A 24,671-nucleotide genomic window follows, 5' to 3' on the forward strand; every position below is an offset into this window, starting at 1 on the left:
TTCTGATAAAAAACAGATTTTTTGCTTCTTTCAACAAACCTCAGAAATAGGGTTTCAGTCGAAAGCAACAATAATAATTGTTCAATTTATATTATATTTCTTACTGAAAAATAGTATATTGGAGAGAACTTCAATATCTCCCTATAGCGTACTATTTTATACCTATTGTAGTTATTAAAGAACCAATAATATATTTTTTTGTTTGATTAATCATACGATACTTTCTAGCTTTGTGAGCTCATACTAAATTTATTTTTCATGGATAGTGACCATTTAAACATACCCAAAATACATTTTGAAGTATCATTTCCCGAAGTGCAAGCTCATTACATTGAGGTGAAAATGAGCGTAACAAATCTCAACCAGCCTTATGTCGACCTAAAAATGCCGGTATGGTCTCCTGGATCCTATTTGATTCGCGAATACGCTAAAAATGTAGAACGATTCCGATCACTTGATAAAACGGGAAATACAATCACCTATCAAAAAATTTCTAAAAACACCTGGAGAATACCTACAGAATCGTTGGATCAAATTGAAGTAGTTTATGCCGTCTATGGGTTTGAAACTTCAGTACGCACTAATTTTTTTGATAGCGACCATGCTTTTATTGTACCCACAGCGACGTTCTTGTATATTGATAACTGGATCGACCATCCGACTACAGTCAGCATAGATTTAAAAGATACTTGGACGAGCATATCAACCGGGCTTGAGCAAATTGAGGAGCATAAATTTTATGCGCCAAATTTTGATATCTTGTACGATAGTCCCATCGAAGCCGGTAATCAGGATATCTGGAAATTCCAGGCTGCAGGTGTAGAACATGAGTGTGCCATGGTGGGAGGGGGAAGTTATGATAAAGCACGATTGACAAAAGATATCACCCGTATTGTTGAAGAAGAAACCCGTATTTGGGGTTCTAACCCAAATAAGCGTTATGTTATTATTACACATAATTATCAGTCTGGAGGTGGTGGGTTAGAACATCTCAATTCCACAGTTTTGGGGGCGTCAAGAAATGCCTATCTTAACGAGACCAGTTACAAAAATTACCTGAGCCTTGTGGCGCATGAGTATTTTCATCTTTGGAATGTGAAACGCTTACGTCCAAAAGCTTTAGGACCGTTTAATTACGATGCCGAAAACTATACCACGGGACTATGGATTATGGAAGGATTCACTTCGTATTATGATAACCTCATTATTAAACGATGTGGATTCTATAGCGAAAAAGAATACCTCTCTTTGTTAGCTAACGATTTTAATATTGTATTGAATCGTCCCGGGCATGCGATACAGTCTGCTGCTGCCTCAAGTTTCGATACCTGGATTAAATATTATAGACCGGATGAAAATTCAATAAATTCAGGTATATCTTACTATAATAAAGGTGCGATGCTGACGGCATTGCTGGATATTAAAATTATCGCAGCTACAGAAGGTAAACTAAAATTGGATGATGTTATTCGGGAGGCTTATGAAGAGTTTTTCCTAAAACTCGATCGCGGATTTGAAGAAAATGAATTTAAAAGTCTCGCCGAACGCATCGCTGGCACTTCGTTGGATGATATTTTCGACGCGGCGCATCAGGATGGCGAACTGGATTATAACGATTATTTCAATCTAGTTGGTTATGAAATTATTGACACAAATGTTAATAACAACTCCTTAACATTAGGGATTACCACAAATAAAGTAGACGGGTTAATTTCAGTAGCGACCGTGGAAAAAGATTCTGGCGCATACGAGGCCGGATTGAATGTCAGAGATGAACTCATTGCAATTAACAACAACAGACTCGATGTTAAAGATAAAGAAATTGATTTCATTGTTCAGCATGCCAAAGAGGGAGAACTATTAAACTTTTTGGTGGCCCGGGATGGTTTGGTGCGCGAGATACCGGTTCAAATCAGAAAAAATACTAAAAAGATTTATGAGATCCGTCCGCTCAAAGATCAAACCTTTCTACAGGAATTATTGGGTAAAATCTGGATGGCTTAAAACTGAAATATTGCTGTAAAAAAATAATAGCGGAGTTTTCCGCTATTATTTTTTTATTAAAATTTATACCTTACTGAAAAACCGACCGGGTCAAATAATTTGATGCTCGATTCATTTAGAAAATCAAAGTAAGGTTTTACATCCAATGAGATCTGAAATGGTGATTGTGGAACGTTAAATTCAATTCCAACAATACCATCAATACTCAGGTTGAGCTGTGAATCAAATGACTGACGTTTACCATCGAAAATTTTATCTTTCTCTTTAAAAGAACCGACGCTACCGCCAAAACCATAATACCAATTGAATCCGGCAGCCAGCGGTTTATATATTTCATATAAGCCTACGACACGGAAACGGCGGAAGTCAGAATTGCTCTGAATACTCATGATACCTTCCAATGCATGATCCGAATTAAGCGTATGACGATAAGTAATTCCCTGAGCGGACCCAAATCGTCCACCAATAGCGCCTCTATTGTCCAATTGAGCTAACGCTCTATTGGATAATGCACCAAACATCAGTATTCCACTAACGGCTAAAAATATTTTCTTCATAAAAATCGTACGCTTTTTTGCTTTACCTTTTTTCCAAACATAGATAAAATGCTTTTTATATGCAATACAATTGCATATCCTGAAGACTATTTATCAAACCTTCTATTAGAAAGACATTTTAAGTAAAATAAATATTACATCACAGCTATAACGACATAATGTTTGAATTGTTATGACATTAATCCCAAATTCTCCAACTTTATTTCTGATATTTTTTTTATATTTAAGACAATACAGCATGTAGTAATAACCAATAAACTCAAGTGATATGGGCAGAATTTTTGACTTTATAACCTTATATAAAGAAAATTACGCAAAGGACATTATGGTAGCGGGTCGCGATGGAAATGGCCAATGGAAAACGTATTCTACCAAAGAATACACAGATGCTATTGACTCCTTAAGCAGGGCGCTACTGAAGCTCGGGCTCAAGAAAGGTGACCGGGTAGGAATTATGTCCGGTAACAGACCTGAATGGAATTTAGTTGATTTTGCCTGCAACCAAATAGGCCTTGCAACCGTGCCCCTGTATCCTACCCTATCTGCGCAGGACCTTTCATTCATTGTAAATGATTCAGATGTAAACGTCCTATTTGTTAGCAACAGGGAGTTAACAGACCGTATTGAACAAGCGATCAACGAGCATGGAATTCACCCACAATTGTATACATTTGATGCTATCGAAAATTATACGCACCTAAGAGCATTCATCGAAACTACCAAAGATGACATAACCGATTTAACTCCATTTCGCGATGCTGTAACGGAAGATGATCTGTTAACTTTGATCTATACTTCAGGAACCACTGGGCGTCCCAAGGGAGTCTATCTCTCACACAAAAATGTGTACAGTAATGTCTTGGCTTGCAACCACCTGATCCGGGCTGACTTCAAAACGGCATTAAGCTTCCTGCCTTTATGCCATATTTTTGAACGGATGGTAGTCTACATGTACTATTCCAAAGGGATTCAGATTTATTTTTCGGAAAACCTAGACAATGTTGTTGCGGACATCAACGATGTTAAACCAGATGTATTCACCACCGTACCTCGAGTACTGGAAAAAGTATATGACAAGATCATTGAAAAGGGGAAAGCGCTAACAGGTGTAAAAAAGAAAATCTTCTTCTGGGCTGTTAATTTAGGTTTGAAATTCCAAGAACCTGAACATAATGGAGCGCTTTATAATCTTAAACTTGCGATTGCAAGAAAATTGATATTCTCAAAATGGCAAGAAGCGCTTGGAGGAAATATTAAGATTATCGTGTCCGGCGGCGCTGCCCTTCAAGAACGGTTAGCGCGTGTATTTTGGGCGGCTGGACTTAAAGTACTTGAAGGATATGGGCTGACTGAAACTTCTCCCGTAATCGCCGTCAATTCTTACTTACCAAATGGATTAAAATTTGGAACTGTGGGTAAACCCCTTAAAAATTTAGAGGTAAAGATCGCTGAAGACGGAGAAATCCTAGTGAAAGGCCCGAGTATTACCATAGGCTATTACAAAAATGAAGATGCTACCAAAGAAACTTTTGACGATCAAGGATTTTTCAAAACAGGTGATATTGGAGAAATCACAGCCGATGGTTTTCTTAAAATCACCGATCGCAAGAAGGAAATGTTCAAAACTGCCGGCGGCAAATATATCGCTCCACAATCCATTGAAAATAAGCTCATGGAATCCACTTTAATAGGACAAGTGATGGTTTTTGGCGAAAACAGAAAATTTCCTGGAGCTTTAATCGTTCCGGCATTTGATGTGCTGTCCAAATGGGCAAGCCAAAAAGGGATTAACCCATCATCAAATGAAGAACTCATTAAAAACTCAGAAGTAATCCAAAAATATCAGGATGAAATTAACCGGTTATCCACTAATTTTGGACATTGGGAAATTGTTAAGAAATTCGTTATACTTCCAAAGGAATGGACAATTAATGACGGTCAATTAACCCCAAAATTGAGTTTAAAGCGAAAGATTATTTTAAAAGAGAACGAAACTGCAATCGACAAATTGTATCAGGAACAGAACCAAGAATAACAATTTGCACGATTATTGGGATTAATCATCGTATTATGAAGCACGTTACACTGAGAGATTTATTTACACTCGTTTATTGGAAAGACATTTGGCATGTTTTAGTGGATGCATTTAATGGATTTAATGATGACAAATGCATGAAAAAGAGTGCTTCACTTGCTTATTATACGGTTTTCTCGATCGGACCACTTCTTATGATCGTGATCTGGTGTATAGGGTTCTTTTACGGTGAACATCTTCAAAGCGGATCTTCGGCTCAAGATCAGGTGTTGGAAGAGGTCATGGTACTTTTTGGCCAGGATGTTACCACCCAGATCCAGTCTTATCTCCAGAAGATCACATTCGAAAATAAATCCAATATGGGAATCACGATAGGTATTGTTACATTGATCCTATCTTCCACGACCTTATTCGTTGATATACAGGATTCGATCAATAATATCTGGAAAGTAAAACCCAAGCCGAAAAAGGGATGGCTGAAACTGATCATCAACAGATTGATATCTTTTTCTATTGTTATTGCCTTGGGCTTTTTACTCATTGCCTCACTGATGATCAATGGGCTTATTGTCGCAGTGACCAATTTAGTGATGACGTATTTCCCCTTCATTCCAATTTCCCTCATTTCTTGGGTAAATACAGGCATCACCTTTTCAGTCATTGTCATCTTATTTGGATATATCTTTTCCTTCCTTCCCGATGCTAAAGTAAAATTCAGAGATATGCTCGGCGGCGCCATCTTTACAGGATTACTTTTTATGTTGGGTAGATATGGTATTTCAATCTATCTCAACGTTTCATCCACGGCTAGTTTTTATGGAGCTGCAGGATCCATTATCGTCATGCTATTATGGATCTACTATTCCGCTGCTATATTGTACTTTGGCGCAGAATTCACTAAATTTTATGCCATTAAATTTGGCTCAGGCATTGTACCTTCCGCATTTGCAGTAGCGGTCGAACAAACAGAAAAAGTTAAAAAAATAGGAAGCGATGCTGAAGCACACGTCGGAGATACCATTCAGATCTTAAAACAATAATTTACTTTTTGTCTTTTTTTCCGCTGATGGAACCATCTATACCGATGACATCAATGACTTTGTCTCCAATCTGCGTAATATCGGATTTTAATCCCACCATGACGGTGAAGATATTGACAGGTATATCCTGTATTTTTCTAAAATTATGAAGATAGCCGAGCTCCAAACCTAAAAAGAATCCATTAAACTTGTAGTCTGCGCCAGCGCCTATTTTACTGGAGAAATTCAGGTGATTTTTACTCTCCATCTTAACAAGCTTCTGATCCGCAAGCACACGTGCTCTCGGCTCACTTGTCAGACCAATACCAGGCCCAGCAAAACCATACATGTTTAGTCGGCGCATCTGTTTCCTAATACCTCCAGAAAATGATAAAGTATAGAAATTAGTATTGGCATCTTCTATGCGATATACGAAATCGGGATCAATCAAGGGTTGTTTGTACTTAAATGAAAGGGTATAAAGTGTGGGAGACACAAAAAACTTTGGATCTTTCAGGGAAATATCCAAGCCAATACTTCCAGAAAATTTTGGCGAAAGTATCTCTTTGGTTTTTCCGATCGGAAACCCCATGCCCGTCGTTCCCCAATAGTATACTTTTCTATAATGTATCGTGTCAACGCCCCCTTGAGCGAAAACACTGGCACAAATAGCACTTAGCAAAATAAAACTTAATAGGATTCGTTTCATTCAAATACGTTTTATACTGAATAACAACAATATAAAACGTATTTTGTTCAAAAAATATGGCTGATTATAGATAACTTTTTGATTGCGGCCCTTGATTGAAGAGCAAATCGATTATACTCAGATCCGGGTAAAATCCATTCTTATCTGAAAAAACTTGATAATACTCTTTTGGATTAGCCAATATACTTTCCTTTTTGGGATGTATAGCATTACGATAATCGATCGTATCCGCTGGAGCTGCCACGTACTCTTGGGTAAAATTCACAGCGCGCTTAAGCTTGATAGATTTAAGAAGAAGTTCCAACTGCGCCACATTAAAATCCACGAGATAGTCGAATTTTGCTTCGTAAAACTGTATAAAATCATCTTCATAGTACTCAAAATAAGCAGAACTACGATAAGCAGTCTGAATACTTAGCCAATGTAGACGCTGCCAGTCAAACTCATAACTTATACGAATATCTTTCATCGGAACACGATCTTTATTGCCATGTTGAATCGGTACAATCAAATCCTGCACACCATTCGCAGAAGCAATACGTGCCCTTGTACGATAACTTTGCTTTTGAAAATGCTCATATTTCTCGATGATTAAAGGAAGATTATGCTCTTGTATCGTATGAAAGTAAGATATCGGTGGAAGATAACATGCCGGAAGTAATAACTGCGATTCCATAAAAACTGATGATTTTTGTTATAAGTGACGCAAAAATAACTTAAATTAAGGATATTTGTAAAGAACAACTGGGAATTTTAGCTATAGCATGAAACAAAGAGCGTTAAACGCATTAATCTATATTATATCTCTTCTCCCCTATTGGTTTCTATATTTGATCTCCGATGGGCTTTATTACATACTTTATTATATCATAGAATATAGAAAGAATATTGTATTTCAGAATTTAAAAAATGCTTTTCCTGAAAAAACGGATAAAGAGCGACTTGTTATTGCTAAAAAGTTTTACCGTTTTTTTCCGGACCTCATTGTCGAGTCGATCAAATTGAAAACAATTACCGCTGAGGAAGTGAAGAAAAGAATGATGTTGGAAAATGAGGAGGAATTGACAAGACACCTTGAGGCCGGCAAGAATGTCATTGGGGTAACATCGCATTATGCCAACTGGGAGCTCGGTATACATCGTTTGAGTTTAATCACAAACTTTCCAACGTTGATTGTATACAAACCACTCAATAACAAAGATATTGACACGGTTTACAATGGCATGCGGGGCCGGTTTGGTGCCGAAATGGTACCTATGAAACAGATACTCCGTCATATCGTAAAATTAAAGGGCCAACCCAATGTTAGCATACTGGTCGCCGATCAAACCCCTTTATATTCGGATTCCGATTACTTTATTAATTGGCTAAATCAAGAGACATTGGTCTATACCGGAGCCGAAAGGCTTTCTCGAATTAGTAAAGCGCCGGTCGTTTATTGTTCAATCAACAGAAAACCTAAAAGAGGTCATTATTCCTGTAAATTTTTCACTTTACTCGAAGAGCCAAGCGGCTTTGGAGAACATGAGATAACCAATTTACATAATCAGCTCGCTGAGCAGCTTATCCGTGAAACCCCAGAATATTGGTTATGGTCACATAACCGCTGGAAAAGAAAACGTAGAAAATGAGTAAATTACCAAAAGTAGCTGTTGTTATCCTCAATTGGAATGGTCGATTTTTTTTAGAAAAATTTTTACCATCTGTTTATAATAGCTCATACCCAAATGTCGAATTTGTAATTGGTGACAATGCCTCCGATGATGATTCAATTTCATTTGTGAGACAGTATTATCCTACCATTACAATTCTCGAAAATGATCAAAACTATGGCTTTGCAGGCGGCTATAACAAGATATTGCAGCGTGTAAAAGCAGATTATTATGTGTTGCTCAATTCGGATGTTGAAGTGAGTCAAAATTGGATCGAACCCGTCATAGAATACTTGGAAAGGAACCCTTCTTTCGCAGCTGCACAGCCTAAAATACGCTCATTCCATGATAAGCAGAAGTTTGAACATGCTGGAGCAGCTGGGGGATATTTGGATTACTTTGGATTTCCTTTCTGCAGAGGAAGGATTCTACATGAAGTAGAAGAAGACGAAGGACAGTACGAGGAGGAATCAGAGATCTTTTGGGCCTCTGGAGCTGCACTTTTTATCCGTTCGGAAGCCTGGAAGGAGGCGGAGGGTCTTGATGAAGATTTCTTTGCGCATATGGAAGAAATTGACTTGTGCTGGCGATTGAAAAAGATGGGCTATGGAATTGGCTATTGCCCCAAATCTATCGTTTACCACGTTGGAGGCGGAACGCTCAACGCTAGCAATCCCAAAAAAACCTATCTTAATTTTAGGAATAATATGGTTATGCTGCAAAAGAACCTGCCCATAGGCAAAGCGATATTTATTATTTTCATTCGACTATGGTTTGATTTTGCTGCGCTTGCCAAATTCCTTATCGATCGAAAACCCAAAGATGCCTGGGCAATCAGCCGTGCGCATCAGTATTTCTTCTTAAACATTTTTAAAAATGCTAAAAAACGTAAAAAATACAACCACAGGGGAAATACAAAAGGACAGTACAAGAAGTCAATCATTGTGGATTTCTACACGAATAGCAAACATAAATTTTCTCAGCTAAATCCAAGTGATTTCAAATAGCATCTTATTTTCACAAAATACAAAATGCAGAAAAACGCATTTTAAAAATAAAGTAGTCATTACAACAAGATTCTTTATTTATTTTATTTAAACGTACTTTTTATTTGTAATTTTGCAAAATGTTGGCGATGGATATTGAAAAAAAGATAAAAGACTTAACCGCAGAACTTAATCAGTATAACTACCAATACTATGTATTGGCGAACAGTGTTATTTCTGACTACGACTTCGACCTTAAACTAAAGGAGCTCGAAGCCCTGGAAGCTCAATATCCAGCGTTTGCCGATCCTAATTCTCCTACACAGCGTGTTGGCGGGGATATAACTTCCCGATTTCAAACGGAAAGACATCGCTGGCCCATGCTCTCTTTAGGTAATACATACAGTCAGGAGGAATTGCTTGATTTCGACCAGCGTATCCGCAAAATCATCGGCGATCAGTTTGAGTACGTCTGTGAATTAAAATTCGATGGTTTATCCATTAGCTTGACGTATGAAAATGGCAAGCTAAGTAAGGCTGTTACTCGTGGCGATGGCACGCAGGGCGATGTGGTTACCAACAATGTTAAGACAATCCGATCAATTCCGATCAAACTCAAAGAAGGAGCTTATCCAGCGCAATTCGAAATACGCGGCGAAATATTTATGCATAAATCAGCTTTTCTGCGTTTGAACAAAGAGCGCGAAGATAATGCGGAGCCAACGTATGCCAATCCGAGAAATTTCGCTTCCGGAACGATTAAACTGCAAGACTCTGCTGAGGTTGCAAAGCGACCGTTAGACTGTTTCCTTTACTTTTTGTACTGCGACAACAGAACAAATCTTTTTCACGACCATTGGAATAGCTTGAACCATGTAAAAGAATGGGGATTCCATGTCAGCGAACATAGTAGAAAATGTAGCACTATAAGCGATGTATTTGCATTTATCGATTATTGGGAGGTCGAACGCCATAATCTTGGCTATGAAATCGATGGAATTGTTATTAAAGTAAATGATTATGCACAACAGGAAGAACTTGGCTTTACGGCCAAAAATCCAAGGTGGGCAATATCCTATAAATTCAAAGCTGAGCGTGTAGAAACCGGATTGAACTCCATCAGTTATCAAGTTGGCCGTACAGGTGCTGTTACTCCAGTTGCCAATCTCCAACCTGTACTATTGGCAGGGACTACCGTCAAACGTGCATCCCTACACAATGCAAATGAAATTGCTCGCCTGGATCTGCATGAACATGATACAGTATTCGTGGAAAAGGGGGGCGAAATCATACCCAAAATTATTGGCGTTAATTACACCAAGAGATTGCCTGGATCAACAAGCTTTGTCTACCCAACATCATGTCCCGAATGTGGCTCCGAACTCATACGCCAAGCTGGCGAAGCGGTACACTACTGCCCTAATGAAACAGGGTGTCCCCCTCAAATTATTGGTAAAATGCAGCATTTTATCGGACGCAAAATGATGGACATCGAAGGTATGGGCGACGAAACGGTTGACAACTTCTTCAAAAAAGGTTTATTACATAATATCGTTGATATTTATGAACTAAAAGACCATCAGGAAGGCTTACAGCAGCTGGAACGTTTCGGTCAGAAATCCATAGAAAATATGCTGAAAGGCATTGAGAAGTCTAAAGAAAAACCGTTTGAAAAAGTACTATTCTCTTTGGGGATACGTCACGTTGGTGAAACGATCGCAAAGAAATTAGCGCTGCACTTTAAAAATATTGATGCCTTGGCACAAGCATCAGCAGAAGAAATCGAAAGCGTACAGGATATTGGACGTCGCATTGCCGAAAGCGTTAGAGAATACTTGGACAATCCGATTCATCAGGAACAGATTAAGGCTTTAAGAAATTACGGCTTAAATTTTGAAATTAAGGAAAAAGAAATCGTTTTGACCAGCAACTCACTGGAAGGGAAGACTTTTTTAATATCCGGTGTCTTCGCAAACCATTCGCGGGAAGAATTAGCGGCATTGATTGAGAGTCATGGCGGAAAGATGGTTTCAGCGATTTCTGCTAAATTAAGTTATCTCGTGGCAGGAGATAAAATGGGACCTTCTAAACTTGCGAAAGCAGAAAAATTAGGTATCCCGATGATTAATGACACAGAACTATTCCAACTCATTAATCCCAAATAAGTTTTTTAATTAAATTAATATAAACACAAAGACAAGATGAACGAGCTTCACGGCGCAGGAGTAGCATTAGTCACTCCTTTTAACTCAGATGAATCTGTTGATTTCGAAGCATTGGGTCAGCTTATTGACTTGCAGATCAACGAAGGTATGGACTATTTGGTTTCTTTAGGTACAACTGGAGAAGTTGCCACATTGACCAATGATGAACGAAAGCGCATCTGGGATTTTACTGTCAAGCGCGTGAACGGTAGATTACCTTTGGTTGCTGGTATCGGTGGAAACAATACTGCTGAGATTGTGGAGCAAATTAAAAATTTTGATTCAACTGGATTTTGTGCAATCCTATCCGTTTCTCCATATTACAACAAACCGACTCAAGAGGGAATTTATCAACATTATAAAGCTGTTGCAGCGGCATCTCCCCTGCCTATTATTTTATACAATGTACCTGGACGTACGGGGAGCAATATCTCTGCAAAGACAACATTACGATTAGCGAATGATTTTTCAAATATCGTTGCTATCAAAGAAGCTTCGGGTAACTTTGCTCAGTTCAGTGAAATCTTACGGGATAAACCAAAAGATTTTCTACTGATTTCTGGTGATGATCCTGTTACGTTGCCGATGATGGCTCTTGGTGCTGCCGGCATCATTTCAGTAATCGGAAATGCTTTACCGAAAAAAGTAGCAACCTTAACAAAACTGTGTGCCGAGGGGAATTATATCGACGCTAGATCGATACATCAAGAACTATTGGAGATTACCGAACTATGTTTTATTGAAGGAAATCCCGCTGGCGTAAAATATATACTTCAGGAATTGGGTATTGGAAAAGATATATTACGGCTTCCCTTAGTGAGTATAAGCACAAATACACGGGCTACGATAAAAGAAGAATTAAAAAAAATAAAGTAAATACCTTAGCGTGGTGCACTTAAGAAAAGTTTAGATCCTCAAAAGATCTAAACTTTTTTGTTTTAATGCTTTGCAACATAACAATATAATACCTACATTTGCACTTCCACAAAAGTGGGTTTTTAAACAACAAAATTAATTAACACAATGCAACAGTACGAATCTGTAATCGTTCTTACCCCGTTGCTTTCTGATGATGCTGCGAAAGAAGTAATCGCAAAATTCAAAAACATCTTAACAGAAGGCGGAGCCGAGATTGTCGCTGAAGACAATTGGGGTTTGAAAAAATTAGCGTATCCAATCCAGAAAAAAACTACTGGATTTTATCACTTAACTGAATTCAAGGCTCCAGGTGAATTAATCAATAAATTAGAGGTTGAATACAAACGTGATGAGCGCATTATGCGTTTCTTGACTGTAAGTTTAGACAAACATGCTAAAGCTTACAACGAGAAAAAACGTAGCGGTGCATTCAACAAAAAAGCTGAAACTAAAACTGAGGAGGGCGCAAACTAATGGCTAACGAAAATATCCAATACGTAACTGCTCCTAAAGTAGAGGACAACCGTAAAAAATACTGTCGTTTCAAAAAGAATGGTATCAAATATATCGATTATAAAGATGCTAACTTCTTGATGAAATTTGTAAATGATCAAGGTAAAATCTTACCTCGTCGTTTAACTGGTACATCTTTGAAATTTCAACGTAAAGTAGCTCAAGCTGTTAAACGTGCTCGTCACATCGGCTTGTTACCTTACTTAGCTGATGCAATTAAATAAGGAGGACGATAGAAAATGGAAGTAATTTTAAAACAAGATATCAAAGGCTTAGGTGAGCAAAATGATATCGTTAATGTAAAACCAGGTTTCGGTCGTAACTACTTAATCCCTCAAGGATTTGCAATCCAAGCGACTGAATCTGCAAAAAAAGTTTTAGCTGAGAACATTAAACAAGCTCAGTTCAAACAAGACAAAATTAAAAAAGACGCAACTGAATTAGCTGGTAAATTAGAAGCTATCAAACTTTCAATTGGTGCGAAAGCAGGTGAATCTGGTAAAATCTTTGGTAAAGTAAATAGTATTCAGATTGCTGATGCATTGAAAGCAAAAGGTTTTGACGTTGATCGTCGTCGTATCACTTTCGAAGTAGAACCTAAAGAAGTAGGTGAATACATCGCTAACTTAAACTTACACAAAGAAGTAAAAGTTCAAGTTCCTTTCGAAGTTATTGCTGAGTAATCCTATTTATTTAGTAAACAATATAAAAACGGCTATCCCCTGGGATAGCCGTTTTTTTGTTTCTAACCTTATGCATACCTCAAAAAAAAAACTCGCGTTACGGAGAGCAACGCGAGGCATAATCTAGGGTATTTGAAAGGGAAAATCTTTATCTAATTCATTTTTATCTAAAAAACCACCCAAAAGGAGTAAAAAATCTAAAAAAAGTAAGTAATAACTAAAAAATCAATATTTACTCATTTTTCATATCCAAAGAAAGTGAAAATTATCCATTTTCACAAATAAAATTAATTTTTTTATAAAAAAAACAAAGAAATGAAACAAAAAGATCAAAAACCTAAATATAATCACAGAAAATAGATATAAATCAATATAAAAAGAATGATTAAATCAAATAAAACCAAAAAAGACATATAAAATCACTGCTTATCAAAAAAATAAAAAGGATTAAATAAAAAAAATAGCACAAAAAGCATACATTTTCAAAAAAAGAGCTAAAAAAAACACAAGACCAAAAAAAAAGCCTGAAACAGATGTTTCAGGCCTTTTTGATTTTTATAACTCGTTAAGCCAGTTGCTTTTCTAATTTCTCGTTCAAAACAGACTTTGGAACAGCGCCGATTTGCTTATCAACAATTTCTCCATTTTTGAAGAATAACAAAGCAGGGATGTTACGAATTCCATAACGTACTGAAATCTCTGGATTCTCATCCACGTTCACTTTCCCTATAACCGCTTTTCCTTCATAATCCTTAGCCAATTCCTCCACTACAGGACCTACCATCCGACATGGTCCACACCATTCTGCCCAAAAATCGATTAATACTGGTTTGTCTGATTTTAAAACAACTTCTTCAAAGTTGCTATCTGTAATTTCTAATGCCATAATCTTTTAATTTTTATAAACCGAAGTTATATTTATATTTTTTAATTGCTAAAATCTATAAACAAAGATAATAACAACTATTAATGTAATTGTAATCTTAATTACACAAATTCCAATCCAAACTAGTTCAATCTATAATTTATACCTTCAAACTTATCAATGCATTCCAAAAATTCATTTGTAAGGTTTATTTTCAGACTTTTAGCTGGCATTTCGACAGATATCTCATCCTGCGGATCCCAAATTTTAAACTTCAATTGACAACTTGGCACAACACCTTCAATCTCGTTTTGCGCAAGTATATCCTTAATTCCATCTAAAAATGCTTCGTCCAATTTAGGCAAAGGAATATTGATCGTAAAACTTTTAGCCATCTTTTCACGAAGATCAGAAAGCAATTGTACACTGCGTAGCTCAAAGCCCCAATTTCCGACTTGTCTAAAACGCTCCTGCACCAAGCCTCTTAACTGCACAAAGTATCCTTCCTGCAAATATCCTTTTAACTTCACATACTCTTCCCCAAATACAGCCATATCATAGGAATCACTATAATCTTCAATGATAAAAGAAGCAAAGGGCTTACCATTCTTAGTCAATCGATGGTTTGCAGAAGCTATAATACCCCCTATTACCAATTCCTTATTTTTGATTCGATTAAACTCAAGTAAAGTCTCTTCATCAACCTCCGCCGCCTTAACCTTATTGATCAATGCTAAGTCTGAAACCGAATTCTGGCAAAAATGCTCGATCTCAAAACGATAGGTATCCAATGGATGACTAGTTAGATAAATACCAATTACCTCTTTCTCATATTTAAGCTTCTCAATTAACCCCCATTGTGGACATGGCGCCAACACGGGCTCTGGCAATTCGGCTCCTCCATCAACACCAAAAAGACTTGCCTGGGCTGAACTTTCATTTTCCTTATAACGCTGTCCAAAACGTATTGCCTTTTCCATGCCGGTTGAATTTTCATCGGAGTGGAAATATTGTGCACGATGTGTATTTTCGAAGCTATCGAATCCCCCAGCATAAGCTAAGCTCTCAAATGCCTTTTTATTGACAGCACGTAAATCAATACGCTTAGCCATATCAAAAACGGATTTATATAAACCCGATTGCCTTGTCTGAACAATAGCATCCACGGCCCCTGCTCCAACACCCTTTACAGCGCCTATTCCAAAACGAATAGCACCTCGTTCATTCACTGTAAATTTATAATAGGATTCATTCACATCAGGTCCAAGTACTTCCAACCCCATACGCTTACATTCCTCCATAAAGAATGTTACTTGCTTGATATCATTCATATTGTTAGAAAGTACAGCCGCCATATATTCAGCAGGAAAATGTGCTTTCAAATAAGCTGTCTGATAGGCCACCCACGCATAACATGTGGAATGGGATTTATTAAATGCATAACTCGCAAAAGCTTCCCAATCGGTCCATATCTTCTCCAAGACCTTGGCATTATGTCCCTTCTCCTCGGCCTGCGAAATAAACTTAGGTTTCATCTTGTCAAGTACAGCCTTTTGCTTCTTACCCATGGCCTTCCGCAGTACATCGGCATCACCTTTCGAAAATCCAGCTAACTTTTGAGATAAAAGCATTACCTGCTCTTGATATACTGTAATACCATAGGTTTCTTTTAAATACTCCTCACAGGCATCCAAATCGTAAACAATCGGATCTATACCATGCTTACGCTTAATGAAACTGGGGATATATTCAATTGGCCCTGGACGATAGAGTGCATTCATCGCAATCAAATCGGCAAATACCGTAGGTTTAAGGTCACGCATGTACTTCTGCATCCCTGGAGATTCATACTGGAATACACCAATCGTTTCCCCACGTTGAAAGAGCTCATACGTAAGTTCATCATCGATTGGAAACCGATCTGGATCCAGTACAATACCATGACTTAATTTGACATTCTCGACGGTATCTTTAATCAACGTCAGCGTCTTTAAACCTAAGAAGTCCATTTTTAGCAAACCAGCACTTTCCACCACGTGGTTATCAAACTGGGTTACATAAAGGTCAGAGTCTTTTGCTAAAGAAACAGGAACAAAGTTAGTAATATCGTCGGGTGTGATAATAACGCCGCAGGCATGAATACCGGTATTCCGTACAGAACCTTCCAATACCCGGGCTTGCCGGATTGTTTCAGCTTCGAGCCCAGCACCATCGGCAATAGATTTCAATCTATTGACGGCTTCAATTTCCTCTGTTCTTAGCTTCTCCTTTAAACCAGTGTCATCTAGCGTAAAAATTTTGGATAATTTAAGATTTGGAATCAGCTTAGCAATTTCATTAGCATCACCTAAAGGTAAATCAAGTACACGGGCTGTATCTTTAATGGATGATTTAGCAGCCATTGTACCGTAGGTAATAATCTGAGCAACTTGACTTGCACCATATTTATTGATTACATATTGCATGACGCGTCCACGCCCCTCGTCATCAAAATCGATATCAATATCGGGCATAGATACACGGTCGGGATTTAGGAAACGCTCAAAAAGCAAATCGTACTTAATCGGATCGATATTGGTAATACCAAGACAATAGGCCACAGCTGAACCAGCAGCAGATCCCCGTCCAGGCCCCACCGACACTCCCATCGCTCGTGCGGCTGCAATAAAATCCTGCACAATCAAAAAGTAACCAGGATAGCCGGTTTTCTCGATAGTAGCCAACTCAAAGTCTAGCCGCTCACGAATATCATCCGTGATTTCTTCGTAACGTTTTTTAGCACCTTCATAACAGAGGTGCGCGAGGTATTTATTCTCGCCTCGTTTTCCGCCATCCTCAAGATCCGCTTCAACTTGAAACTCTTCGGGTATATCAAATTTAGGCAGGAGAACATCGCGATTTAGTTTAAAAATCTCAACTTTGTCAACTATCTCCTGAATATTCAAAATTGCTTCGGGAAGATCCTTAAACAGCGCCTTCATTTCGTCAGAAGACTTGAAATAATATTCCTGATTCGGCAAACCAAAACGGAATCCCCGGCCCCTACCTTTTGGAGTCGAAAGCTTCTCCCCGTCTTTCACACATAATAAAATATCGTGCGCATGAGCGTCACCTTTCTTCTCGTAATATGTATTGTTGGTCGCGACAATTTTAACCTGATATTTGCGGGAAAATTTAAGCAAGGTTTGGTTCACACGGTCCTCATCTTCCTGGCCATGGCGCATCAACTCGAGATAAAAATCATCACCAAAGTGCTCCTTCCACCATACCAATGCCTCCTCGGCCTGGCTCTCCCCTATATTCAGTATTTTATTGGGAACTTCTCCTTGCAGATTTCCTGACAAAGCGATAACATCCTCCCTATATTGAAGAATAAGATCTTTATCAATCCGGGGCACATAATAGAATCCTGCAGTGTAGGCGAAAGAAGCTAGCTTCGCCAGATTATGATAACCGCGCTTATTTTTTGCCAACAAGACAATCTGATAACCATTATCTTTTCTGGACTTATCTTTGTGGTTTTCACAGACAAAAAACTCACACCCCACAATGGGCTTTAAGAGCTGACCAGTAGGTTCTTGTCCATTCTCAATAGCTTCCGCATTTTGAGCTTCAATTTCCTTATTATGACCTATAACGCGAGAAACAAACTCAAAAGCCCCCATCATATTGCCATGATCCGTTAATGCAACAGCCGGCATATTATCCTTGATCGCTGCCGAAACCAACCTTTCGTACGACATCGTGGACTGAAGGATCGAAAACTGAGAATGGTTATGTAAATGGGCAAATTTAGCATCCTTTAAGGCAGCCAGCGCTTCAGCATCCACAACAACCCTAGCCTCCTCAGGCTCGGACTGCCGTCTAATTTCATCAGAGGCCGCTTTTAAGTTTACATGCTTCAGCCCTACAGTAGGTATCGGACCCGGATTATTGATTTTAAAATCAACGAAGTAACCAGTATCCACCTGAAGTTCTTCGGCCGTAAACACTTCTCTTCTCACCAGCTCCAGAAAACAACGTGCTGTCGCCTCTACGTCGGCAGTGGCATTATGTGCTTCGGCAAATGGCACTCCAAATAAATAGGAATGTAGCTCGGTCAAATTGGGCAACTTAAACCGCCCGCCACGACCACCAGGAATCTTCAGTAGTTCAGCGGTTACTTCCGTACAGGTATCTAAAACAGGCTTATTCGCCATATCGGATGTGACACCATAGCGATAAAATTCGCAGCCCATGATATTCAAATCAAAACCAATATTCTGCCCAACGACAAACTTAGCTTTATTTAATGCGATATTGAATTTCTCCAGCACCTCTTGAATTGGCAACCCTTGCTCTTCCGCCAATGCAGTGGATATACCGTGTATTTTTTCAGAGTCATAGGGTATATCAAATCCATCTGGCTTAATTAAGAAATCTTGATGTTCGACCAAATTCCCCATCTCATCATGAATCTGCCAAGCTAATTGAATACAGCGAGGCCAATTGTCCGTATCCGTAATTGGCGCGTCCCAACGCTTAGGTAAACCTGTCGTCTCCGTATCGAAAATAATATACATAAAATTCTAAACCCTTTTAATCCAACACATTAAACACAATACAATTTGCATTTTTTTGGATTTGAAATTTACGAAATTATTAGAGAAGATTGTGTCAGATTTTTGCGAAAATAAACTATCAAGATAGCACATTACAGAAGAAGATCTCTTAAACTAAACGCTAACAGAAAGCTGAATTGAGACCTATCTATCGTACATCAACAGTCTGTCGTCATAAATTTTTCGCTAAGGAGGGATGCAAACATATCCTTGCTCAAATCGTCTAAAAACAATCTCCCTATAGGGATAAACACATCAAATTCAATACTGTAATAGTTACACTATCCTAGGTATTTAGTATATTTGACTTTGACCCAAAAGTTCATGATTAAAGCTATCTTTTTTGACATTGATGGAACTTTACTAAGTTTCAAAACACATCAAGTTCCTGAATCTACTCAACATGCATTTCAATTATTAAAAGAAAAAAATATTAAGGTATTTGTTTCAACAGGAAGATCATACAATCAGCTGGAGCATATTCATTATCTTAATTTTGATGGTTACATAACCTTCAATGGCGGATATTGCGTCACAAAGGAACAGGAAGTTATCTATAAAAATAATATTCCGGAAAAAGATATCCGCTCCTTATTGCACTATGCAAAAAAAAATGAAGACTTGACTTTTTCATTTATGTCAGAAAAAGAAATTTCGTTAAATCGGGCTACACCTGATATATTAGCGATGTACCAGCAGGTTAATGTCCCTCCTCCGCCTATTCGCAATTACGAACGGGATTTTGATCTGGACACGGTGATGCAGATTAATGTTTTCATCAGTCCGGAAGAAGAAGCCGAATTTATGAGAAACGTGATGCCAAACTCAGTCGCATCAAGATGGACACCAATTTTCGCCGATGTTAACCCCATGGGGCAGAGCAAAAAAATAGGAATAGATGTTTTTTTAAATCATTTCAACTTCACCCCGGAAGAAACCATGTCATTTGGCGATGGAGGCAATGATATCACCATGCTAGCACACACACATATTGGAGTTGCTATGGGCAATGCAAATCCCGAGGTCAAGGAAATTGCAGATTATATAACAGACAGCGTCGATGATAATGGTATCTGGAATGCACTAAAATACTTCAACATCATCTAAAACAGCTGGACCGACAATGTTATTCGAGCGGTATTGCTGTTACTATTTAACAATAAATTATGCTTTTGTGGGAAGAGATAGGCTAGTCGCTTTTGGAAATCAACTAATAATGTGCCACTAAACTGATCTTCCAAATAATGGTTTACGCGATAGCTAACTTCCCATATTAGCACCTTTGGTGAACCCGATAGTCGAATACGGACAGGATGGGAGGACATCGTATTATAACCATTTTTAACGGCATGCTGTATCATAGGAAAAAAAATGAGTGGTGGCAACATAATCTCCTCGTGGCATGGAAGTTTATTTTCCCATTTTACCGAAAAACCGTCCGCGACAACATGTTCTATTAGCTTCAAATACTGCTTCAACAAGTCAAGCTCGATCTGGATCGATTCAAACCGGTCGACCTGCAGCTCAAGCACCTGCTTTTGAAAAGCAAAATATTCATCCAGACTTGTTTTATAACCTTTTAAAAAATGCCCCATCAAAAAACTATCGAGCTGACTGTTCCTAAAAGACAAGCGATCCGCAAGTGCCAAAAGCTCCTCATTTATTAAGACCTTTTTACCAAAAAAACGATTTATTATACCAGACATTTGTTAAATTGCTGTAGATTCCAAATACAAAAATAGAAAAACATTATGTCAAATATTGCAATAGTTATTGAAGAAAGGGCGGCCGATATAGGCAATTTCTTGGTTGGACGCCTTCTTCCCTTCAGGCAAAAACGTATGGTAGGCCCTTTTATCTTTATCGACCATATGGGACCTGACACGATTACCGAACCGCACTTCATGGACATTGCCCCACATCCACATATCGGCTTATCAACGCTGACTTATCTGTTCGAAGGCAATATTATGCACCGTGACAGTCTGGGAAATGCCGTGGAAATCAAACCTGGCGCAGTAAACTGGATGACGGCAGGAAAAGGCGTTACACACTCAGAAAGAACGCCGCAACAATTGCGATCCACATCCCATAATTTGCATGGACTGCAAATTTGGGTTGCTCTACCTAAAGAGCTCGAAAAAATGGAGCCTAATTTTGTACACATCGAAGAACCCCAGCTTCCCCACTGGACTGAGGATGGTGTGTCCTATCGGTTAATTGCCGGAGAAATTAAGGAGCATCGCTCCGAAGTCCCCGTTTACAGTCCGTTGTATCTGATCGAAATGAAAGCGGAAGAAGACGCGACGGTTAAACTGGGGGATAATCTCTACGGCGAAAGTGGCTTATACATCTTGGATGGAACTGTAAAAGCTGAAGGTCAGGAATTCGGACCAAAACAAATTTTGGTCGCCAAAGATGCAAAACTATGCGAATTCGAAATGAAAGCAGGTACTTCGGTATACATTTTTGGAGGAACTCCATTTCCTGAGCAACGTTATATTGACTGGAACTTTGTCGCCTCAGATATAGAAACACTTCGGGAAGCAAGAGCCAAATGGGAAAATCATGAATTCCCAAAAGTTCCAGGCGATAATGGCTATATTCCCATCCCACCAGCAAATCCAACCTTGGGCAAAAAAAAGGATCAGTAAAATCATACTGAAAATCAAAATATAATTAAATTGAAGGAGAGCAGTTTAACATGCTGACACAACAAATATTTACCAGAAAAGGCTTAAAATCATGAATCACTTCCAGCCTTTTCTGGTGGGCATCCCAATATAAACTGAAGAAACAACTAATGGTCGATCCCACTGACGCCACCAGAAACGACCAACTTCATCGCGTCTGTGGGAGACATATCCAATTTTTTCACCTTATCCGCACTGATAATGACCACCTGTCCTGCAAAAGAATACGAGTATGGGAAATAGACCATCACTTCCTCCTCAAGACCTATACTTTTCAAATCATGCTGCGTCAAAAAACCGATCTTCTTCAGACCAAATTCATTGACAGTCACCAATACAGGCTCATTAAATTTCTTCGCATCACCAACAAATGCCTCAGTAAAGTCTTTTATGGAGGTGTACAATGTATTTAAGAGTGGTATCCGTTTGATTTGGTGGTTAATCCAAACTTTAATTGGATCGGTCACAAAATTTGTAAATATAACACCGGCCAAAACCAGTACCAAAATGACCGTCAAAATACCTATACCCGGAATATAGAGCGGATGTCCCTTTTCATCCTCCAAAAAATGCTCGGTCAGATTTAACGAAGAATCAATTGATGCCACAATCCAGACAATTAGAAAGATCGCACCCGCCAATGGGACAACAACCAAAATCCCGCGAATCAAATAATTAATGAATCCCCTAATTAATTTTCTAAACATGATCTCAAAATAAAATACTATTCAAAAATGCAGAATATCCTTTACTATTCATAAAAATATACTCTTTTTACTCGCTGAGAAATACTCGTGAGCAATTCATAGGGAATTGTCCCGATTGCCTTGGCCGACGACTTTATATCGGGATATACGATAACTTCGTCTTCCTCACCTACCTCGACATCAGTTACATCAAGCATACACATATCCATACAAATATCTCCTATCGTAGGAACCAAAACACCGTTGACCATCATTTGACCTACCCCATTCCCAAAACGCCTGTCGTACCCGTCTGCATAACCAATTTTTATCGTTGCAATCTTACTATCTCTGTGCAGGACACCATGACGATTATATCCAACGGTCTCAGTGGCTGCAAGGTATTTTATCTGTGTTACATTGGTTTTTAGTATGCTTGCCTCACGGATTGGCAAATCATGACGCTCAATATCAACTCCATAGAGACCGATCCCCAACCTGACCATATCAAAATAAGCATTTGGCCACAATTCGATACCTGAAGTTGCAGCAATATGACGGAGGAAAGAATATCCTATACCATCCTGCAAACGTCTTGTGCACTCATTAAGCAGATCAATTTGTCGCTGAGTAAATTCGTTATCTTTTTCATTTCCTGCAGACGCCAAATGGGAAAATGCCGACTTTACTTTTAAAATGGATGCAGTGTTGAGAAAAGTTATCAATTGATCGACCTCATCAGGCATAAATCCGAGGCGGTGCATACCTGTATCAATTTTAATATGAATTGGGAAGAAGGTTACCTGTTTACCCTTCAAAAAATTAAAAAAGGAGAACAAGATTCTAAAACTATAAATCTCCGGTTCAAGATTATATTGCACGATGGAATCGAAAGAACTTTCGTCGGGACTCATCACAACAATCGGTAGTGTAATACCAGCGCCCCGCAAATCAACTCCTTCATCGGCAAAAGCAACGGTAAGATAATCCACACGGTTAAATTGCAAAAGATTGGCAATTTCAAAGCTGCCACTCCCATAAGAAAAAGCTTTTACCATGGTCATCAGCTTGACATGCTTGGGCAGTAATTGTCTGTATACATTCAAATTATTTTCCAGTGCATTCAGATTAATTTCAAGTACCGTATCGTGTGATTTAGCCACTAATTGCCGACTAATACGCTCAAAATGAAATTCCCGACCTCCTTTCAACAACACGGTGGCATTCTCAAAAGAAACGGATCTAATATCAGCTAAAAAAGCAGTTGTGTCCACATAAGAAATAGAAGGTACATCGAACTGCGACGCCACTTTTGGCAAAACTTTACCAATCAATATCAATTGATCCAAGCGGTACTCGCTAAGCAAACGTTTAAGCTTGGCCAAACTTTTTACATCATCTATACTGACACCTGAGATATCTGATAAAATCAACATCTTCAATGGATGTTGGCCCTGCTGATTCAAAAACTCGAGCGCGATCTGCAGTGCATCCAAATCATTACTATAGGAGTCATCGATAATTGAACTATTATTTTTTCCCTTTTTTAACTCGAGACGCATAGCCACGGGTTGCAGGTTTTTAATTCGAGCAGCAATTACCGCACTCTCGTATCCGAACCGCAACATCACCGCGACACAGTTAATTGCATTTTCTACATTCCCTTTGTCCACAAATGGCACTTCAACAGCGAACGTACGACCCATATAATAGAAGGTAACCATTGTAAATCGATCATTCATCTGCTTGATAGAATAAACCTCTAAAGAAAGTCCTTCCTCAAGTCCCCAAGAAAACTTACGCGGTCGATAAGGCAGCTGAACATTTTCGAGATAACTATATGGAAAGATCATGGTTTCCACATGTGTAAAAAGCTGAAGCTTTTCATCAATCTTCTCCGCCTTCGATTCAAAGCCTGTCTTATGTGCCACACCTATATTGGTCAATAAACCAATGGAAGGTTTGATCATCTGCTCGAGACGTGTCATCTCACCTTTTTCTGAAATTCCAGCTTCGATAATAGCGAGATTATATTCATCAGATAATCCCCAAAGTGACAACGCCACGCCAAGTTGCGAATTGTAGCTCTTGGGGCTTCGATAGATTTTGTATTCTGGCGACATCAACTGGAAAAGCCATTCCTTGACAATTGTTTTACCATTGCTACCTGTAATTCCTATGACGGGATAATGAAATTTTTGTCGATGAAAGGTCACTAATGCTTGCATGGCGACCAAACTATCTTCAACCCAAACAATATTTGCTCCCGATAACTCTACCTCCTGCTGTTCGTCAACTTGCAATACGAAATTCCGAACACCTTTAGCATAGGCCTCTTTCAAATAATGGTGACCGTCTCTATTTTTCTGCAATGCGAAGAAAATCCCATTATCAGCCTGAACGATCTTACGGCTATCGTAAAATAAATGTTGGACAAAAGAATTGGGATCCGTTATAAATGTGCGATTAGGATGAAAAATCTGAACGATTTCGGATATTTTGTACATTCTTTTGATATTTCTTTAATTGTGTCAAAACTGAACATT

20 protein-coding genes are annotated in these 24,671 nt (G+C 38.6%); 12 read left to right on the forward strand and 8 right to left on the reverse strand.

What is annotated here, in order from left to right:
- Positions 1-258: 258 nt before the first annotated feature.
- Positions 259-2,004 (forward strand): M61 family metallopeptidase, encoded by a 1,746-nt coding sequence (locus tag J2X77_RS20200; RefSeq protein ID WP_209578815.1) that lies wholly within the window; start codon positions 259-261, stop codon positions 2,002-2,004.
- A 56-nt stretch (positions 2,005-2,060) separates the two neighbouring features.
- On the opposite strand, the gene J2X77_RS20205 is transcribed toward J2X77_RS20200, so the two are convergent.
- A complete protein-coding gene (locus J2X77_RS20205; RefSeq protein ID WP_209578816.1) occupies positions 2,061-2,561 on the reverse strand; it encodes a hypothetical protein in 501 nt (166 codons plus the stop codon).
- A 268-nt stretch (positions 2,562-2,829) separates the two neighbouring features.
- Between J2X77_RS20205 and J2X77_RS20210 the strand changes: the two genes are divergently transcribed.
- Together J2X77_RS20210 and J2X77_RS20215 are read left to right on the forward strand one after the other, a co-directional pair.
- Positions 2,830-4,596, forward strand: coding sequence for a long-chain fatty acid--CoA ligase (locus J2X77_RS20210; protein WP_209578817.1), 1,767 nt, complete (start codon positions 2,830-2,832; stop codon positions 4,594-4,596).
- A gap of 35 nt (positions 4,597-4,631) precedes the next feature.
- A complete protein-coding gene (locus J2X77_RS20215; protein ID WP_209578818.1) occupies positions 4,632-5,636 on the forward strand; it encodes a YihY/virulence factor BrkB family protein in 1,005 nt (334 codons plus the stop codon).
- 1 nt (position 5,637) lies between these two features.
- Here J2X77_RS20215 and J2X77_RS20220 read toward each other — a convergent pair whose 3' ends face one another.
- Both J2X77_RS20220 and J2X77_RS20225 read right to left on the reverse strand, forming a co-directional pair.
- Positions 5,638-6,324 (reverse strand): outer membrane beta-barrel protein, encoded by a 687-nt coding sequence (locus tag J2X77_RS20220; protein WP_209578819.1) that lies wholly within the window; start codon positions 6,322-6,324, stop codon positions 5,638-5,640.
- Between the two features lie 64 nt (positions 6,325-6,388).
- A complete protein-coding gene (locus J2X77_RS20225; RefSeq protein WP_209578820.1) occupies positions 6,389-7,000 on the reverse strand; it encodes a WbqC family protein in 612 nt (203 codons plus the stop codon).
- Between the two features lie 88 nt (positions 7,001-7,088).
- On the opposite strand from J2X77_RS20225, the gene J2X77_RS20230 reads away from it, so the two are divergent.
- The 7 genes from J2X77_RS20230 to rplI all read left to right on the forward strand — a co-directional run bounded on the left by J2X77_RS20230 (position 7,089) and on the right by rplI (position 13,280).
- On the forward strand, positions 7,089-7,955 hold the full coding sequence (locus tag J2X77_RS20230; RefSeq protein ID WP_209578821.1) for a lysophospholipid acyltransferase family protein: 867 nt from the start codon (positions 7,089-7,091) through the stop codon (positions 7,953-7,955).
- The gene (locus tag J2X77_RS20235) at positions 7,952-8,983 is read left to right on the forward strand and encodes a glycosyltransferase family 2 protein (protein WP_209578822.1); all 1,032 of its coding nucleotides are present in this window, start codon (positions 7,952-7,954) and stop codon (positions 8,981-8,983) included. Before J2X77_RS20230 ends, J2X77_RS20235 begins: the two co-directional genes overlap by 4 nt.
- A 119-nt stretch (positions 8,984-9,102) precedes the next feature.
- On the forward strand, positions 9,103-11,127 hold the full coding sequence (ligA, locus tag J2X77_RS20240) for an NAD-dependent DNA ligase LigA (RefSeq protein ID WP_209578823.1): 2,025 nt from the start codon (positions 9,103-9,105) through the stop codon (positions 11,125-11,127).
- 36 nt (positions 11,128-11,163) lie between these two features.
- Positions 11,164-12,042 carry a 4-hydroxy-tetrahydrodipicolinate synthase gene (dapA, locus tag J2X77_RS20245; RefSeq protein ID WP_209578824.1) on the forward strand — a complete coding sequence of 293 codons (879 nt, stop codon included), beginning with the start codon at positions 11,164-11,166 and terminating at the stop codon, positions 12,040-12,042.
- 147 nt (positions 12,043-12,189) lie between these two features.
- Positions 12,190-12,558: a 30S ribosomal protein S6 gene (rpsF, locus tag J2X77_RS20250; RefSeq protein ID WP_046671750.1), complete on the forward strand. Its 369-nt coding sequence runs from the start codon at positions 12,190-12,192 to the stop codon at positions 12,556-12,558.
- Complete coding sequence (gene rpsR, locus J2X77_RS20255; protein ID WP_028071347.1) at positions 12,558-12,821, forward strand: 30S ribosomal protein S18; 264 nt, start codon at positions 12,558-12,560, stop codon at positions 12,819-12,821. The genes rpsF and rpsR overlap by 1 nt, the downstream gene beginning before the upstream one ends.
- A 15-nt stretch (positions 12,822-12,836) precedes the next feature.
- Entirely contained in the window at positions 12,837-13,280 is a 444-nt protein-coding gene (gene rplI / locus J2X77_RS20260; RefSeq protein ID WP_209578825.1) for a 50S ribosomal protein L9, read from the forward strand.
- A 565-nt stretch (positions 13,281-13,845) separates the two neighbouring features.
- On the opposite strand, the gene trxA is transcribed toward rplI, so the two are convergent.
- Complete coding sequence (trxA, locus tag J2X77_RS20265; RefSeq protein WP_209578826.1) at positions 13,846-14,166, reverse strand: thioredoxin; 321 nt, start codon at positions 14,164-14,166, stop codon at positions 13,846-13,848.
- Between the two features lie 122 nt (positions 14,167-14,288).
- Positions 14,289-18,707 (reverse strand): DNA polymerase III subunit alpha, encoded by a 4,419-nt coding sequence (gene dnaE, locus J2X77_RS20270; protein ID WP_209578827.1) that lies wholly within the window; start codon positions 18,705-18,707, stop codon positions 14,289-14,291.
- Between the two features lie 363 nt (positions 18,708-19,070).
- Between dnaE and J2X77_RS20275 the strand changes: the two genes are divergently transcribed.
- Positions 19,071-19,853, forward strand: coding sequence for a Cof-type HAD-IIB family hydrolase (locus tag J2X77_RS20275; RefSeq protein ID WP_209578828.1), 783 nt, complete (start codon positions 19,071-19,073; stop codon positions 19,851-19,853).
- Here the strand turns inward: J2X77_RS20275 and J2X77_RS20280 are convergent.
- On the reverse strand, positions 19,850-20,452 hold the full coding sequence (locus J2X77_RS20280; RefSeq protein WP_209578829.1) for a hypothetical protein: 603 nt from the start codon (positions 20,450-20,452) through the stop codon (positions 19,850-19,852). The genes J2X77_RS20275 and J2X77_RS20280 overlap by 4 nt on opposite strands.
- A gap of 45 nt (positions 20,453-20,497) precedes the next feature.
- On the opposite strand from J2X77_RS20280, the gene J2X77_RS20285 reads away from it, so the two are divergent.
- On the forward strand, positions 20,498-21,400 hold the full coding sequence (locus J2X77_RS20285; RefSeq protein ID WP_209578830.1) for a pirin family protein: 903 nt from the start codon (positions 20,498-20,500) through the stop codon (positions 21,398-21,400).
- Between the two features lie 146 nt (positions 21,401-21,546).
- On the opposite strand, the gene J2X77_RS20290 is transcribed toward J2X77_RS20285, so the two are convergent.
- Together J2X77_RS20290 and J2X77_RS20295 are read right to left on the reverse strand one after the other, a co-directional pair.
- Complete coding sequence (locus tag J2X77_RS20290; RefSeq protein WP_209578831.1) at positions 21,547-22,146, reverse strand: DUF502 domain-containing protein; 600 nt, start codon at positions 22,144-22,146, stop codon at positions 21,547-21,549.
- A 44-nt stretch (positions 22,147-22,190) separates the two neighbouring features.
- On the reverse strand, positions 22,191-24,632 hold the full coding sequence (locus tag J2X77_RS20295; protein WP_209578832.1) for a bifunctional UDP-N-acetylmuramoyl-tripeptide:D-alanyl-D-alanine ligase/alanine racemase: 2,442 nt from the start codon (positions 24,630-24,632) through the stop codon (positions 22,191-22,193).
- Positions 24,633-24,671: the final 39 nt, after the last annotated feature.

The sequence above is a fragment of the Sphingobacterium sp. 2149 genome, assembly GCF_031455655.1.
Lineage (GTDB): Bacteria > Bacteroidota > Bacteroidia > Sphingobacteriales > Sphingobacteriaceae > Sphingobacterium.

What these genes read in the sequence shown, in the direction of transcription:
- J2X77_RS20295 (WP_209578832.1), bottom strand. Translation starts at nt 24,632, where the DNA reads ATGTACAAAATATCCGAAATCGTTCAGATTTTTCATCCTAATCGCACA.
- J2X77_RS20210 (WP_209578817.1), top strand. Translation starts at nt 2,830, where the DNA reads ATGGGCAGAATTTTTGACTTTATAACCTTATATAAAGAAAATTACGCA.
- dapA (WP_209578824.1), top strand. Translation starts at nt 11,164, where the DNA reads ATGAACGAGCTTCACGGCGCAGGAGTAGCATTAGTCACTCCTTTTAAC.
- J2X77_RS20235 (WP_209578822.1), top strand. Translation starts at nt 7,952, where the DNA reads ATGAGTAAATTACCAAAAGTAGCTGTTGTTATCCTCAATTGGAATGGT.
- rpsF (WP_046671750.1), top strand. Translation starts at nt 12,190, where the DNA reads ATGCAACAGTACGAATCTGTAATCGTTCTTACCCCGTTGCTTTCTGAT.
- J2X77_RS20290 (WP_209578831.1), bottom strand. Translation starts at nt 22,146, where the DNA reads ATGTTTAGAAAATTAATTAGGGGATTCATTAATTATTTGATTCGCGGG.
- rplI (WP_209578825.1), top strand. Translation starts at nt 12,837, where the DNA reads ATGGAAGTAATTTTAAAACAAGATATCAAAGGCTTAGGTGAGCAAAAT.
- J2X77_RS20205 (WP_209578816.1), bottom strand. Translation starts at nt 2,561, where the DNA reads ATGAAGAAAATATTTTTAGCCGTTAGTGGAATACTGATGTTTGGTGCA.
- J2X77_RS20220 (WP_209578819.1), bottom strand. Translation starts at nt 6,324, where the DNA reads ATGAAACGAATCCTATTAAGTTTTATTTTGCTAAGTGCTATTTGTGCC.
- J2X77_RS20275 (WP_209578828.1), top strand. Translation starts at nt 19,071, where the DNA reads ATGATTAAAGCTATCTTTTTTGACATTGATGGAACTTTACTAAGTTTC.
- ligA (WP_209578823.1), top strand. Translation starts at nt 9,103, where the DNA reads ATGTTGGCGATGGATATTGAAAAAAAGATAAAAGACTTAACCGCAGAA.
- rpsR (WP_028071347.1), top strand. Translation starts at nt 12,558, where the DNA reads ATGGCTAACGAAAATATCCAATACGTAACTGCTCCTAAAGTAGAGGAC.
- J2X77_RS20285 (WP_209578830.1), top strand. Translation starts at nt 20,498, where the DNA reads ATGTCAAATATTGCAATAGTTATTGAAGAAAGGGCGGCCGATATAGGC.
- J2X77_RS20225 (WP_209578820.1), bottom strand. Translation starts at nt 7,000, where the DNA reads ATGGAATCGCAGTTATTACTTCCGGCATGTTATCTTCCACCGATATCT.
- J2X77_RS20230 (WP_209578821.1), top strand. Translation starts at nt 7,089, where the DNA reads ATGAAACAAAGAGCGTTAAACGCATTAATCTATATTATATCTCTTCTC.
- J2X77_RS20215 (WP_209578818.1), top strand. Translation starts at nt 4,632, where the DNA reads ATGAAGCACGTTACACTGAGAGATTTATTTACACTCGTTTATTGGAAA.
- trxA (WP_209578826.1), bottom strand. Translation starts at nt 14,166, where the DNA reads ATGGCATTAGAAATTACAGATAGCAACTTTGAAGAAGTTGTTTTAAAA.
- J2X77_RS20280 (WP_209578829.1), bottom strand. Translation starts at nt 20,452, where the DNA reads ATGTCTGGTATAATAAATCGTTTTTTTGGTAAAAAGGTCTTAATAAAT.
- J2X77_RS20200 (WP_209578815.1), top strand. Translation starts at nt 259, where the DNA reads ATGGATAGTGACCATTTAAACATACCCAAAATACATTTTGAAGTATCA.
- dnaE (WP_209578827.1), bottom strand. Translation starts at nt 18,707, where the DNA reads ATGTATATTATTTTCGATACGGAGACGACAGGTTTACCTAAGCGTTGG.